The sequence below is a fragment of the Sphingopyxis sp. genome, assembly GCF_050725655.1.
In the GTDB taxonomy this organism is placed as follows: Bacteria; Pseudomonadota; Alphaproteobacteria; order Sphingomonadales; family Sphingomonadaceae; genus Sphingopyxis.
The window spans coordinates 77035-89440 of record NZ_JBOHHT010000026.1 but is presented as its reverse complement, the minus strand read 5'-3'; the positions used below and the strand labels follow the sequence as shown (position 1 = coordinate 89440).

13 protein-coding genes are annotated in these 12406 nt (G+C 66.5%); all 13 read right to left on the bottom strand.

Translation table 11 applies throughout. The features are described from left to right. Nucleotides 1-119 precede the first annotated feature (119 nt). The 13 genes from ACREBX_RS03320 to ACREBX_RS03260 are packed head-to-tail and all read right to left on the bottom strand — an operon-like array spanning nt 120 to nt 12325. A complete protein-coding gene (locus ACREBX_RS03320; RefSeq protein WP_431560333.1) occupies nt 120-584 on the bottom strand; it encodes a MaoC family dehydratase in 465 nt (154 codons plus the stop codon). Beyond that, the gene (locus ACREBX_RS03315) at nt 581-1363 is read right to left on the bottom strand and encodes an SDR family oxidoreductase (protein WP_431560332.1); all 783 of its coding nucleotides are present in this window, start codon (nt 1361-1363) and stop codon (nt 581-583) included. The genes ACREBX_RS03320 and ACREBX_RS03315 overlap by 4 nt, the downstream gene beginning before the upstream one ends. Before the next feature lie 11 nt (nt 1364-1374). Next, nucleotides 1375-2556 carry an acyl-CoA dehydrogenase family protein gene (locus ACREBX_RS03310; protein WP_431560331.1) on the bottom strand — a complete coding sequence of 394 codons (1182 nt, stop codon included), beginning with the start codon at nt 2554-2556 and terminating at the stop codon, nt 1375-1377. Continuing rightward, entirely contained in the window at nt 2553-3629 is a 1077-nt protein-coding gene (locus tag ACREBX_RS03305) for an acyl-CoA dehydrogenase family protein (RefSeq protein WP_431560330.1), read from the bottom strand. Before ACREBX_RS03305 ends, ACREBX_RS03310 begins: the two co-directional genes overlap by 4 nt. A 1-nt stretch (nt 3630) precedes the next feature. After that, the gene (locus ACREBX_RS03300; protein ID WP_431560329.1) at nt 3631-4533 is read right to left on the bottom strand and encodes an SDR family oxidoreductase; all 903 of its coding nucleotides are present in this window, start codon (nt 4531-4533) and stop codon (nt 3631-3633) included. 5 nt (nt 4534-4538) lie between these two features. Beyond that, nucleotides 4539-5690 carry an acetyl-CoA C-acetyltransferase gene (locus tag ACREBX_RS03295; RefSeq protein ID WP_431560328.1) on the bottom strand — a complete coding sequence of 384 codons (1152 nt, stop codon included), beginning with the start codon at nt 5688-5690 and terminating at the stop codon, nt 4539-4541. Nucleotides 5691-5702: 12 nt separating this feature from the next. Then, nucleotides 5703-6716, bottom strand: a complete 1014-nt coding sequence (locus ACREBX_RS03290; RefSeq protein ID WP_431560327.1) for an acyl-CoA dehydrogenase family protein — start codon at nt 6714-6716, stop codon at nt 5703-5705. Nucleotides 6717-6722: 6 nt separating this feature from the next. Then, complete coding sequence (locus ACREBX_RS03285) at nt 6723-7874, bottom strand: acyl-CoA dehydrogenase family protein (protein WP_431560326.1); 1152 nt, start codon at nt 7872-7874, stop codon at nt 6723-6725. After that, nucleotides 7874-8629, bottom strand: a complete 756-nt coding sequence (locus ACREBX_RS03280) for an enoyl-CoA hydratase family protein (protein WP_431560325.1) — start codon at nt 8627-8629, stop codon at nt 7874-7876. The genes ACREBX_RS03285 and ACREBX_RS03280 overlap by 1 nt, the downstream gene beginning before the upstream one ends. A 3-nt stretch (nt 8630-8632) precedes the next feature. Next, on the bottom strand, nt 8633-9712 hold the full coding sequence (locus ACREBX_RS03275) for an NAD(P)H-dependent flavin oxidoreductase (protein WP_431560324.1): 1080 nt from the start codon (nt 9710-9712) through the stop codon (nt 8633-8635). Beyond that, complete coding sequence (locus ACREBX_RS03270) at nt 9712-10635, bottom strand: enoyl-CoA hydratase (RefSeq protein WP_431560323.1); 924 nt, start codon at nt 10633-10635, stop codon at nt 9712-9714. Before ACREBX_RS03270 ends, ACREBX_RS03275 begins: the two co-directional genes overlap by 1 nt. A 3-nt stretch (nt 10636-10638) precedes the next feature. Continuing rightward, nucleotides 10639-11439 (bottom strand): CoA-transferase subunit beta, encoded by an 801-nt coding sequence (locus ACREBX_RS03265; protein ID WP_431560322.1) that lies wholly within the window; start codon nt 11437-11439, stop codon nt 10639-10641. Between the two features lie 10 nt (nt 11440-11449). Continuing rightward, nucleotides 11450-12325, bottom strand: a complete 876-nt coding sequence (locus tag ACREBX_RS03260; protein ID WP_431560321.1) for a CoA transferase subunit A — start codon at nt 12323-12325, stop codon at nt 11450-11452. Nucleotides 12326-12406: the final 81 nt, after the last annotated feature.

Here is a 12406-nt window from a genome sequence, read left to right as displayed (position 1 = left end):
TGATCCGGGGTCCATCAAACTGATGTCGCGCGAATGGATCCCGGATCAAGTCCGGGATGACGAAGAAAGGATGTCCGCAATCCACCCCCAAATCCAGCATCCGCCACGCGCGCCAAATCTCAATTTTCCGGATAAAACCGGCTGATCGCATCGACCACGCAGGCGGGCTTTTCGACGCCTTCGATCTCCACGGTCACCCGGACCACCGCCTGGATGCCGCCCTTCGCTTCCTCGGCCTTGACCAGTTCGCCCTTGCCCCTGATCCGGCTGCCGGCCCGGACGGGGCTCAGGAAGCGCAGGTTGTCGGTGCCGACATTGACGCCCATCGAGATGCCGCGCACCTCGACCAGTTCGGGGAGGAAGCGGTTGACGAGGCTCATCGTGAGATAGCCGTGTGCGATCGTACCGCCGAACGGGCCGTCCTTCGCGCGTTCGGGATCGACATGAATCCATTGGTGATCGTCGGTGGCCTTGGCGAACAGGTCGATGCGATCCTGCTCGATCGCGACCCACTCGGTCGGCCCGAAGCTCTCACCCACCGCGGCGAGCAGCTCCATCGGGTTTTTGAAGATACGCGCACTCACGCCTGCTGGCTCGAGACTGCGAGCACTTCGCCCGTCATGTAGGAGGAAAGCTCGCTGGCCAGGAAGAGCATCACGTTTGCCACCTCCCACGGCTCGGCATAGCGGCCGAAGGCTTCCTTCTCGGTCAGCTCCTCGAGCAACCCCGGCGGGGTCACTTTGGAAAGCGAGGCGTGCATCGCGAGGCTGGGTGAGACCGCGTTGATGCGGACGCCCTGTTCGGCGGCCTCGAGCGCCGAGCAGCGCGTGAAGGCCATCACCCCCGCCTTCGCCGCGGCATAATGCGCCTGCAGTTTCTGCGCGCGCCAGCCGAGCACCGAGGCGTTGTTGACGATCGCGCCCTTCTGGCGCTCGTACATGTGCGGCAGGATCGCGCGCGTCATCCGGAAGACGCTGGTGAGCGTCACGTCGAGCACCTTGTGCCATTGATCGTCGGTCATCTCGACCACCGACGCCGCGCCGCCGAGCCCGGCATTGTTGATGAGTATATCGATGTGCCCCATCGCGCCGATCGCGCCCGAAACCAGCGCCTGTACCTGATCCTCGTCGGTGACGTCGCAGACGAACGTGCGGGGGCGTGCGAAGCCGAGCGCGGCGATCCGGTCGGCGGTCTCGCCGAGGCGGCGTTCGTGCATGTCGGAGAGGAAGAGCGTCGCGCCCTCCTCGGCCGCGCGCTGCGCAACCGCACCGCCGATGCCGCTGCCCGCCGCGGCGGTAATCAGCATGGTCTTGCCTTTCAGCAGGCCGGTCGGGGTCGGGTATTCGGGGGCGGGTCTTGCCACGCTTGGCTCCTTCATTTGAGGTCGCCGCGCGGCTCGCGGGGTAGCCCCAGTGCGCGCTCGGCGATGATGTTGCGCTGGATCTCGTTGGTGCCGCCATAGATTGTGTCGGCGCGGCTGTAGAGGAACAGGTTGGGAAGCGCGGGGAAGGCGTATTCGTGCCCCGCGACGGTCTCGCCCGCCTGTCCCAGCACGTCCATCGCGAGTTCGCCCAGATCGCGGCGCCACGTCGCCCACTGGATCTTGTAGGTGAGCGCCGCCGGGTTGAGCCCGCCGCCCTCCGCATCGGTGAGCATACGTAGCGCGCCATAGCGCATCAGCCTCAATCCGATCTCGGCCTTGGCGATGCGCTGGCGGATCAGCGGGTTTCTCGCCTCGCCATTGGCGCGCGCCGCGGCGATCACCGCGTCGAGTTCGTTGCGAAAGCCCATTTGCTGCGCGAGCGTCGAGACGCCGCGCTCGAAGCCGAGCAGCCCCATCGCGACCGCCCAGCCATCACCGGGTTCGCCGAGGATGCTCTCGGCCGCGGTGCGCGCGTCGTCGAAAAAGGTTTCGTTAAACTCGGCCTCGCCCGTGATCTGGTGGATCGGGCGGACGGTGACGCCGCTCTGGTCGACGGGGACGAGCAGGAAGGATAGCCCCTTTGGTCCCTTCGATCCTGCCTCGGTGCGCGCGATCACGAAAATCCAGTCCGAAAATTGGGCGAGACTGGTCCAGACCTTCTGTCCCACGATCACCCATTCATCGCCCTCGCGCCATGCCTTGGTGCGGACATTGGCGAGATCGGAGCCCGCATTGGGCTCCGAATAGCCCTGGCACCAGATTTCCTCGCCTTTCGCGATCTTCGGCAGGAAGCGCGCCTTCTGTTCGTCGGTGCCGAAGGCGAGGATGGTGGGGCCGGCAAGCTCAATGCCGATATGGTTGAGCCGGGGCGGGGCGCCCGCGCGCGCATATTCCTCGGCGAAGATCACCTGCTGCGCGAGCGTTGCGTCGCGGCCGCCATAGGGCGTGGGCCAGCCGACGCAGCTCCAGCCCGCCTCGCCCAGCCGGCGCTCCCAGTCGCGGCGGCGTTCGGGCATTTCGGTCAGGCTGGTGAGCCCGCGCACGTCGGCGAAGGGGCCTTCCAACTCGGCCTTGAGCCACGAAGCGGCCTCGGCGCGGAAGGCTTCTTCCTCAGGGGAAAATCCAAGCTTCATGCGGCTTCGTCCAGTCCGGCGAGCCCCGCCACCTGCTCGCGGTGCCAGTCGGGTGTGCCGAGCAGGCTCGCATTGCTGCGCGCGCGCTTGAAATAGAGATGCGCGTCATGCTCCCAAGTGAAGCCGATCCCGCCGTGGAGCTGGATCATCTCGCCCGCGCAATGGGTGTAGGTGTCGCAGGCGAAGGCTTTGGCGGCGTGGACGGCGAACGGTGCTTCGTCCGACGCTTCGTCGATCGCGCAAGCGGCCCAATAGACCGCCGAGCGGGCTTGCTCGATGGCGATCATCATGTCCGCCAGCCGGTGTTTGACCGCCTGGAAACTGCCGATCGAGCGGCCGAACTGGACGCGTTCCTGCGCATAGGCAACCGTCCGGTCGAGACACGCCTGCGCGCCGCCCAGCGCATCGGCGGCGATGGCGAGCCATCCCGTGGTGCGCGCGGCGTGTACGGCGGCGCGAGGGTCCGCGAGCGTTTCGACGGCGACCCCGCCGAAATCGAGCCGGGCATAGGGGCGCGTCTGGTCCATGCTGGTGAGCGGGGTGACGCCGAGTCCGAGTGCGCCGCGCTCGACGATCGCGACACCATTGTCGGTCGCAACCACGAATATGTCGGCGCTGGCGCCGTGAGGCACGAGGAGCGCGGCACCGGTTAGCGTCCCGTCGCTGAGCGTCGCGCCCGGCATTCCGCCGGTGTTCGCGGCGACGAAGCTTGCCACCAGCTCGCCCGACGGAAGACGGGGGAGGAACCGCTCCTTCTGTTCATGGGTGCCGCCCGCAAGAATCGCCGGGGCAGCAAGCGCCAGGCTGGCGAGGAGGGGCATCGCCGCAGTGTGCCGTCCCGCCTCCTCGGCAAAGATCGCTAGTTCAACCATGCCGAGTCCTGCGCCGCCCAGTGCCTCGGGAATCGCGACGCCGGCGAGTCCGAGTTCACCGGTGAACGCCCGCCACAGGGGTTTGTCGATGCCCGTATCCGCCATTGCCGCGCGCGTGCGCTCGCTTGTCGCATTCTCCGCGAAGAACGCCTTCGCCGTTTCGGCGATCATCCCCTGTTCGTCGGTGAAGGCGAAATGCATCTTAGCTGCCCCAGACCTGGCGCGGTTCGCTGCGGACGGCGAGCAGCTTGTCGACCGCATCGCCGACCTTGGCGGGCGTCCACTTCGCCTGCTTGTCGACCGTCGGGCCGAGTCGCCAGCCATCCTCGATCGTGATGCGCCCGCCTTCCAGCTCGAAAACGCAGCCCGTCACATGCTTCGACTGTCCGGAACCGAGCCATACGACCGTGGGTGCGATATTGTCGGGATCCTGCGCGTCGAAACCGCTTTCGACCGCGGCCATCTTATCGGCAAATGCGCCTTCCGTCATCCGCGTGCGCGCAGCGGGGGCGAGCGCGTTGGCGGTGATGCCATACCGCCCCAGCTCGGCCGCCTGCACCAAAGTCAGCGCGGCGATGCCGCCCTTTGCCGTTGAATAGGCCGCCTGCGCGATCGAGCCCTGGAGGCCCGCGCCGCTGGTGGTGTTGATGATGCGCGCGTCGACAGGATGGCCCGCTTTCTGCTGCGCGCGCCAATAGTCGACCGCGTGGCGGGCGACGCAGAAATGACCGCGCAGATGGACGTGCATCGTCGCGTCCCATTCTTCGAGGGTGGCGGAGACGAACATGCGGTCGCGCACGATCCCGGCATTGTTGACGACGACGTGCAGGTTGCCGAACGCCGCGACCGCGGCATCGACGATGCGCTTAGCCGCATCCCAGTCGGTGATGTCCTCATGGTTGGCGATGGCGTTGCCGCCCGCCGCCTTGATCTCGGCCACCACGCCGTCGGCGGCCGAGGTGTCGCGGCCTTCGCCTGAGAGACTCGTGCCGATGTCGTTGACGACGATATTGGCGCCCTCGGCCGCGAAAGCGAGCGCATAGGAACGCCCGAGCCCGCGCGCCGCGCCGGTGATGATGACGGTCCGTCCGTCGCAGATGCCCATGTCGCTTACAGCCTTTCGATGATGGTGACGTTGGCCTGGCCGCCGCCTTCGCACATGGTCTGGAGGCCATAGCGGCCGCCGGTGCGTTCGAGCGCGCCCAGAAGCGTTGTCATCAGGCGGGCGCCGGTGGCGCCGATGGGGTGGCCAAGCGCGATCGCGCCGCCCTGCACATTGACCTTCTCGTGCGGGACGCCGAGTTCCTGCATCCAAGCCATCGGGATCGACGCGAAGGCTTCGTTGCATTCGAACAGGTCGATGTCGTCGACGGTCATGCCCGCCCTTTCGAGCGCATATTTCGTTGCGGGGATCGGGCCGGTGAGCATCCAGACGGGATTGTCGGCGCGCACCGACAGGTGATGGATGCGTGCGCGGGGTTTCAAACCATGCGCCTTCACCGCGGCCTCGCTGGCGATCAGTAGCGCCGCGGCGCCGTCGCAATTCTGGCTCGCGATACCCGCGGTGATCACGCCGCCTTCGTTGACGGTCTTGAGCGTCGCAAGCCCTTCGGGGGTCGTCTGGGGGCGGACGGTTTCGTCCTGCTCGAGCCCTTCGAAGGGCGCGATCTCGGCCTTGAACCAGCCATTGTCGATCGCAGCTTGCGCGCGGCGGTGCGATTCCGTCGCGAACGCCTCCATCGCCTCGCGACTGATCTGCCATTTATCGGCGATCATCTCGGCCGACTTGATCTGGTTGATCTCTTCGGTGCCATAGCGGGCGTCCCAGCCCTTTGCGCCGATAAAGGGGCTGTCAAAGCCATAGGCTTGCCCTGCATACATGGCGGCCGAAATCGGGATCGCGTTCATCGCCTGGCTGCCGCCCGCGACCACCAGGTCCTGCGTGCCGCTCATCACGCCTTGCGCCGCAAAATGCACCGCCTGCTGCGAAGAACCGCACTGGCGGTCGATCGTCGTGCCGGGGACATGCTCGGGAAGACCCGCGACGAGCCAGGCGGTGCGGCCGATGTCGCCCGCCTGCGGGCCGATCGTGTCGCAGCAGCCCCAGACGACATCGTCGACGAGACCCGCATCGATGCCGGTGCGCTCGACCAATGCCAGAATCGGATGCGCGGCGAGGTCGGCGGGGTGGACGGCGGCGAGGCTGCCCTTCTTGCGCCCGATGGGGGTGCGGACGGCGTCGATGATATAGGCTTCTGCCATCGTCTCTATTCCTTATGCGAAGCTGTGGCCGGGGCCGATTGGCAGCGCGCCGCCGACGACGGCGGCGTCGATGCGCGCGAGGTGAAAGGCGTGGTCGCCCCATGCGCTGGCGAGCGCCCAGGCGCGTTTCATCCAGAAATGCAGGTCGACTTCATAGGTATAGCCCATCGCGCCGTGCGTCTGGATCGCGGTTTCGCTCATCGCCCAAGCGGCGTCGGCGGCGGCAAGCTTGGCGTGGCTGACGTGAACCGGCGCGCTGGCCGAGCCTTCGGTGAGCGCCACTGCGGCGCGCTGGATCACCGGCTTGGCGAACTCGATCTTCACCACCGCGGTCGCGAGATGATGCTTGACCGCCTGAAAGCTGCCGATCGGCTGGCCGAACTGGCTGCGGTTCTTCGCATAGTCGGTCGCCTGTCCAAGCATCGCATCGGCGATGCCGACAAGCTGCGCGGCGGCGATCAGCGCGGCATGGTCGAGCAAGGTGTCGGCCGATCCGACAGCGGTGCCCGATGGGGCGACGGGCGCATAGAGGCGGCGGAGCGGGTCGACGCTGTCGAGAAGTTCGGCATCCCCGTTGTGCTCGGTGAGCAACAGCGCGCCGCCCTTGATTGACAGGATGTGGCTCGCGGCGCCCAAATCGGCGACCCACGGATTGACCGGGTGCTGGAGCGCGACCTTCGCCTCGCCCGCGGCGATCGCGGCGAGCAGTGTTTCCTGCCCCCCCGCCTTTACGATCAGCGGCGCGGCGATCAGCGCGGTGTCGGCGATCGGTTCGGCGACCCCGGCGCGGCCGAGTTCGGCGGCGATCAGCACCGCATCGAGCAGCGAGAGCCCGAGCCCGCCCTGCGCTTCGGGGACGAGCAGGCCGGGCAGGCCCATCTCGGTGAGGCCCTGCCAGACGTCGGCCGACCGGCGACTATCGCTGGCGTCGAGCGCGCGCAGCACTTCGGGCGTATGGACGCCCGCCAGATAATCGCGCACGCCCTGCGTCAGCGTCGCCTGATCTTCGGTAATTATGAAGTCCATGGCGGCTTACCTCGGCAGGCCGAGCAGGCGCTCGGCGATGATGTTGCGCTGGATCTCGTTCGACCCGGCGTAGATCGGGCCCGAGAGCGAGAAGATATAGCCTTCGAGCCACGCATTGAGCACGCCGCCATCGAGGTGTCGCAGCTCGGCGGACGCGCCGAGCAGCTGCATCGCGGTGCGGTGCGCGGCGCGGTCGAGTTCGGACCAGAAAATCTTGTTGAGGCTCGCCTCGGCGCCGATATGCCCGCCGGCCATGATCTTCGACGCGACGGCATAGGTGTTGTAGGCATAAGCCTGCGCGTCCATCCACGCCTGCATCACTTGCTCGCGCGCGGCGGACGCCGCCTTGGCTTCATGCTGACGGAACAGCTTGACGAGGCGTTCCGCCGCCGCCTGGAAGCGGGCAGGGGACCGCAGCATCAACCCGCGCTCGAAGCCCGCGGTCGCCATCGCGACATTCCAGCCTTCGCCTTCGCCCGCGATGCGGTTGTGGGCAGGAACACGCACCTCGTCGAAGAATAGCTCGGCAAAACCCGGATCGCCGTGGAGCTGGCGGATTGGGCGGCGCGTGACACCGGGCGCGTTGAGATCGAACAGGATGAAGCTCAACCCCTTGTGGCGCTTCGATTCCGGGTCGGTGCGAAACAGGCCGAAGCCCCAGTCGGCGAAGCTCGCGCGGCTCGACCAGGTCTTCTGGCCCGAGATCACATAATGATCGCCGGCGCGGATCGCCTTGGACGTAATCGCCGCCATATCCGACCCGGCATTGGGTTCGGACCATGCCTGCGCCCAGATTACCTCGCCCTTGGCCATCGGCGTCAGGAAGCGCGCCTTCTGTTCGTCGGTGCCGAATTCCATGACCGTCGGGCCGAGCAGGAAGATGCCGTTCTGGTTGACGCGCAGCGGCGCACCGGCGCGATAATATTCTTCTTCGAAGATCAGCCACTGGATCAGGTCGAGCCCGCGCCCGCCAAATTTCTCAGGCCATGTGACCATGCCCCAGTTGCCGCTCGCGAGCTTGCGCTCCCACTCGACATGCTGGTGATAGCCCTCTTCGCGTTCGAGCGTGATGAGCGGCTCCTTCGGGACATTGGCGTCCATCCACGCGCGCACCTCGGCGCGGAATGCCTGTTGTTCGGGGGTATAGGCGAGATCCATCAGAATTCGGCCGCCTTGCCCGTCTCGACAAAGGCGTCGCGCGATTTCTGGCTGTCTTCGTGCATGTACATTTCGAGGGTGAAGCCCTGCTCCCAGCGATAGCCACGATCGACATCGCGCGGTTCGAGCCCGTTCAGCGCCTCCTTTGCAATCACCAGCGCCTTGCGCGACTTGCCCGCGATCACGCTGGCGAAGGCGCGCGCCTCGTCGACCAGCGCCTCGCGCGGCACGACCTTCTCGACCGCGCCCAGCCGGTACGCTTCCTCGGCGGGGATATTGCCGCCCGTGAAGAAGGCCGCGCGGACCTTGTGGAGCGGCAACATGCGCGACAGGTGCGAGGCGCCGCCCATCGCGCCGCGATCGACCTCGGGCAGCGAGAAATAGGCATCGTCGGCGGCGATGATCGTGTCGGACGCGCCGCAGATGCCGATGCCGCCGCCGATCACGAATTTATGCACCGCAACGACCACGGGCACTTCGCAATCACGTACCGCCTTGAAGGTCAGATAATTGCCGCGGTTGAGCAAAGTGATGCGCTCGGGATGCGCCTGCATCTCCTTGATGTCGACACCGCCGCAAAAGCCGCGCGCGCTTTCGGCGGCGCGGATCAGCACGACATTGACCTCGGGGTTGCAGCCGGCGTCGCGGATGATCGCGGGCAGGCTGTTCCAGGTGGTGCTGTCGAACGCGTTGACCGGCGGGACGTCGAAGACGATCTCGGCGATGCGGTCCTTGATTTCGGTATGGATCGGCATGGGTCAGGCCCCCGTTTGCGAAGGAGAGGAAAGCGCGGCGAGGCGCGCGCGCGCATCGCGCTCGATGTCCGCGAGAAGTTCGGCGCAGCTCGGAAGGTCGGCGAGCCGCCCCGCGACGAGGCCGGTCGCCATCAGGCCATGGTCGGGGTCGCCCTCGACGACCGCTTTCTGGATCAGCATCGGCGCCGAGGCGGCCATCATCGCCTGCGGCAGGGTCAGCCCGCCATGGCTGGTCATGCCCCTCGCCGCCTTGAACAATTCGCCGAACGAGGCGCCGGTCTGCCGCTTCATCGCGAGCCCGCTTTCGATTGCGCGGCGCCAGATACCGAGGCCCGACGACCGCTCGATCCGGTCGAGCAGCGCATTCTTGATCATCCGCTGCGGCAGGCCATCGACCTTGGTCGAAACGAGAATATCGTCGGTGCCCGCCTTCACATAGCGCGCTTTGGTGAGGTCGGGGATCGGGCTTTCGCGCGTCATCAGGAAGCGCGTGCCCATGGCGATGCCGACCGCGCCATAGGCCAGCGCCGCTGCGAGCCCGCGTCCGTCGCCAAAACCGCCCGCCGCGATTACCGGCACCCTCACCGCATCGAGCACCTGCGGCAGCAATATCGTCGAGGCGACCGATCCGGTGTGCCCGCCGCCTTCGCCGCCCTGCACCGTGACCATGTCGACCCCCAGCTCGACCATCTTCTGCGCATGTTTGACCGCGCCGACGGTGGGGACGCAGAGGATGTCCGCATCCTTGAAGCGGCCGATCATCTGCGCGTCGGGCCCGCGTCCGAAGCTGACGGCGCGCACCTGGTCGCGGTGCTTCAGGATGACCTCGACGATCTCCGCCGCGCCCGGCTGGAACATGTGGAAATTGACCCCGAAGGGCTGCTTCGTGCCCTGCTTGACCGCGATGATCGCGGCTTCGAGCTCGGCTGGCTGCATCACCGCGCCCGCGAGAAAGCCGAATGCGCCCGCCTCGCTCGACGCGATCACGAGCGCCGGCGTCGCGATCCAGCCCATCGCGGTCTGGATTACCGGCAACCGGCAGCCAAGCCGTTCGGTCAAGATGGTGGCGAGCGGGCCGGTCATCAGCCTTCGCCCCGATCCTTTTTGGCGGCGTCCTTCTTGTTGGCTTCGGCCATCTTCTTGCCGTCGAATCCGGCGATATAGTCGCCCTTGACCAGGCTGTTGTTGGCGTGGGCGAAATGATGATAGCCGAACGCCGCGTCGATCCCGGCATTCTTGCCCGCCAGCGTCTCCATATGGTTGCACGCCTGCTTCGCGAGTTGCAGCGCGAGGCGGGGCTGCGTCGCGATCCGCTCCGCGACGCGCCTTACCTCGTCCGCGAGGTCGGCGCGCGGCACGACGCGGTTGACCATCCCGGCCTCGCGCGCCCGCTCGGCGCTCATCCGGTCACCAAGGAACAGAAACTCCTTTGCCAGCCGGACATTGAGCTCATGGCAATGCGCGAAATATTCGAGGCCCGGAAAGCCCATCTGCAGCACCGGATCCTGAAAGAATGCGTCGTCCGAGGCGATGATCAGGTCGCACACCCAGGCGAGCATCAGTCCACCGGCGATGCAGCCGCCGTGGACCTGCGCGATGGTCGGCTTGGGAATGTCCCGCCACCTTTTGCACATGCCCAGATATTGTTCATGCTCGCGAGCATAGGCTTTTTCGGCGCCCGCCTTGGTCGAATGATCGTACCACATCAGCCGGCGCGCGACGCGCGAATGAAAATCGCGTCCCGGCGTGCCGATGTCGTGGCCGGCGCTGAAATGCTTGGCGTCCGATTTCAGGACGATGACCTTGACCGCATCGTCGTCGACCGCGCGAAAGAAGGCGTCGTCGAGCGCGTAGGTCATCTGGCTGTTCTGGACATTGTGATATTGCGGGCGGTTGAGCGTCACCCACGCGATGCCGTCCGCCGCCTCATAGAGGACCGGCGTGTCGGTCTCATAGACCGGCGTTTCGTCGACCGGCGGGACCAGCCCGTCATTCTGCTCGCTCATGGCTCAGCTCCTCTTGCCCGCTGGATTGTCCTTGATCACGGTCGCGCGCAGACCATGCGGGTCGAGCCGCGCGATGATCGCAAGCTGCTCGGCGGTCGGGGCGGGGGTCGTCTCGATCTCGGCTGCGGCTTCCAGCGCGAAGCCGGTCGCCTCCTGCACCTCGTCGAAGGTCACGCCGGGATGGAGCATCACAACGCGGATCGCGTTGTCGGTGCCGCCGAAGTCCATGACGCAAAGGTCGGTGACGATCAGCCGCAGGTCGACGCGGCTGAAATTGACGCCGGGGGTACGCCGCGCCGGATTGTAACCGACGCTCGACACCATATCGACCTCGCCCTCGACGAAGATGCGCTTCGAATGGGCGGGGACGAACATCGAATTGATGTGGCAGATGCTGTTGCCCGGAAAACCGCGCGCGCCGAGCATCTGGACCTTCGGCTGGTCGTAGGTGCCGCCGAGATAGGAGATATTCGTCTGGCCGAAACGGTCGATCTGGCTCGGCGTGACCATCGCATGGCGCTTGCCGGACCAGACTGCGGCGTCGAAAAAGCGCGAGAAGGGGAGGTGGCCCGCGGCTTTGCGGTCGTCGTAACCGCGCGGGCCGAGCGGCACCGGATCCTCGACCAGCCAGGCTTCGCCGTCGGTCATCATCAGTTCGGAGGTATGCGTCAGCTTAGCGAGCGAAGCGGCGAGGCGCGGCGCGGGGCCGATGCCGGTCGCGACGAGTTCACCATTGCCGCGCCATGCTTCGGACGCGGCGACGATGAGCTGTTCGCAAAGGGTGAAGTCGGGTGCGGTGGTCATGTCGTCCGCCTCAGAAAATGGGAAGGGGGAGGGCGGCGACGGCATCCTTGCCGCCGACGCGGTCCAGATAGCCCGTCTCGTCGGCGCCGATGGTGTCGGCGAGCCAGGCGTCCCAGCCGCCGTCCTCGCGAGCGCTTGCGGCATAGGTTTTGAGGTGTTTCATGTCCCAGCCGTACGACGGCGGCATCGAGGTCGGGTGCGCGCCGAGCGGCGCCTCGACGACGGCGTGGACGAAGCAGCGCTCGACGATGTTGGCGCGTGCATCCTCGGGATAGCTATGGTCCATCCGGTCGACGATCTCTTCGGCCGAGACGAAGGTGCGGTCGGCGGCGCGGGCGAACCACTCGTCATAATAGGTGTCGGGGCCAAGCGCCTGGATATTGCCGAGCTTGTCGGCGCGGTTGACGTGAATGAGCGCCGCATCGAGCTTCAGCGGTGGCATCGCGAGCACCACCTCGCCATCGTGGTAGGGCGACTGGACGGTCTTGAACCCGCCGTGCGTCATGACGTCGGTGCCGAGGCCGACATGGGTGGGGAGGAAGGGCAGGCGGAACGCCGCGGCCTTCAGGCCCCATTGCAGCATGCCTTCGTCGAGTTCGAGAATGTCGAGCGTCCCGGCCTCGCGGGCCTTACGAAAATAGGGCTCGAGCGGGATCGCATCCATCGAGACGAAGCCGAAAATGAGCTTCTTCACCTTGCCCGCAGCGCAGAGCATCCCGACGTCCGGGCCGCCATATGCGACGATCGTCAGGTCGGTCAGGTCCGAACGCAGGATCGCGCGGACCAGCGCCATAGGCTTGCGCCGCGGTCCCCAGCCGCCGATTCCGATCGTCATCCCGCTCTTCAGCGAGGCGACGAACTCTTCGATGGTCAATTGCTTGTTCAATCCACTCTCCAGCCCACAGGCGCCGGGCACGAGGGCGCCCGCGATGTCGATCGATGGATAGGCGCGCTGGTTGTTCGCCCG

Bases quoted from the DNA above. Each gene is read 5' to 3' on its own strand.
- ACREBX_RS03295 (WP_431560328.1), bottom strand. From the start codon at position 5,690: ATGGCAGAAGCCTATATCATCGACGCCGTCCGCACCCCCATCGGGCGC.
- ACREBX_RS03305 (WP_431560330.1), bottom strand. From the start codon at position 3,629: ATGCATTTCGCCTTCACCGACGAACAGGGGATGATCGCCGAAACGGCG.
- ACREBX_RS03285 (WP_431560326.1), bottom strand. From the start codon at position 7,874: ATGGATCTCGCCTATACCCCCGAACAACAGGCATTCCGCGCCGAGGTG.
- ACREBX_RS03265 (WP_431560322.1), bottom strand. From the start codon at position 11,439: ATGACCACCGCACCCGACTTCACCCTTTGCGAACAGCTCATCGTCGCC.
- ACREBX_RS03310 (WP_431560331.1), bottom strand. From the start codon at position 2,556: ATGAAGCTTGGATTTTCCCCTGAGGAAGAAGCCTTCCGCGCCGAGGCC.
- ACREBX_RS03270 (WP_431560323.1), bottom strand. From the start codon at position 10,635: ATGAGCGAGCAGAATGACGGGCTGGTCCCGCCGGTCGACGAAACGCCG.
- ACREBX_RS03300 (WP_431560329.1), bottom strand. From the start codon at position 4,533: ATGGGCATCTGCGACGGACGGACCGTCATCATCACCGGCGCGGCGCGC.
- ACREBX_RS03280 (WP_431560325.1), bottom strand. From the start codon at position 8,629: ATGCCGATCCATACCGAAATCAAGGACCGCATCGCCGAGATCGTCTTC.
- ACREBX_RS03290 (WP_431560327.1), bottom strand. From the start codon at position 6,716: ATGGACTTCATAATTACCGAAGATCAGGCGACGCTGACGCAGGGCGTG.
- ACREBX_RS03275 (WP_431560324.1), bottom strand. From the start codon at position 9,712: ATGACCGGCCCGCTCGCCACCATCTTGACCGAACGGCTTGGCTGCCGG.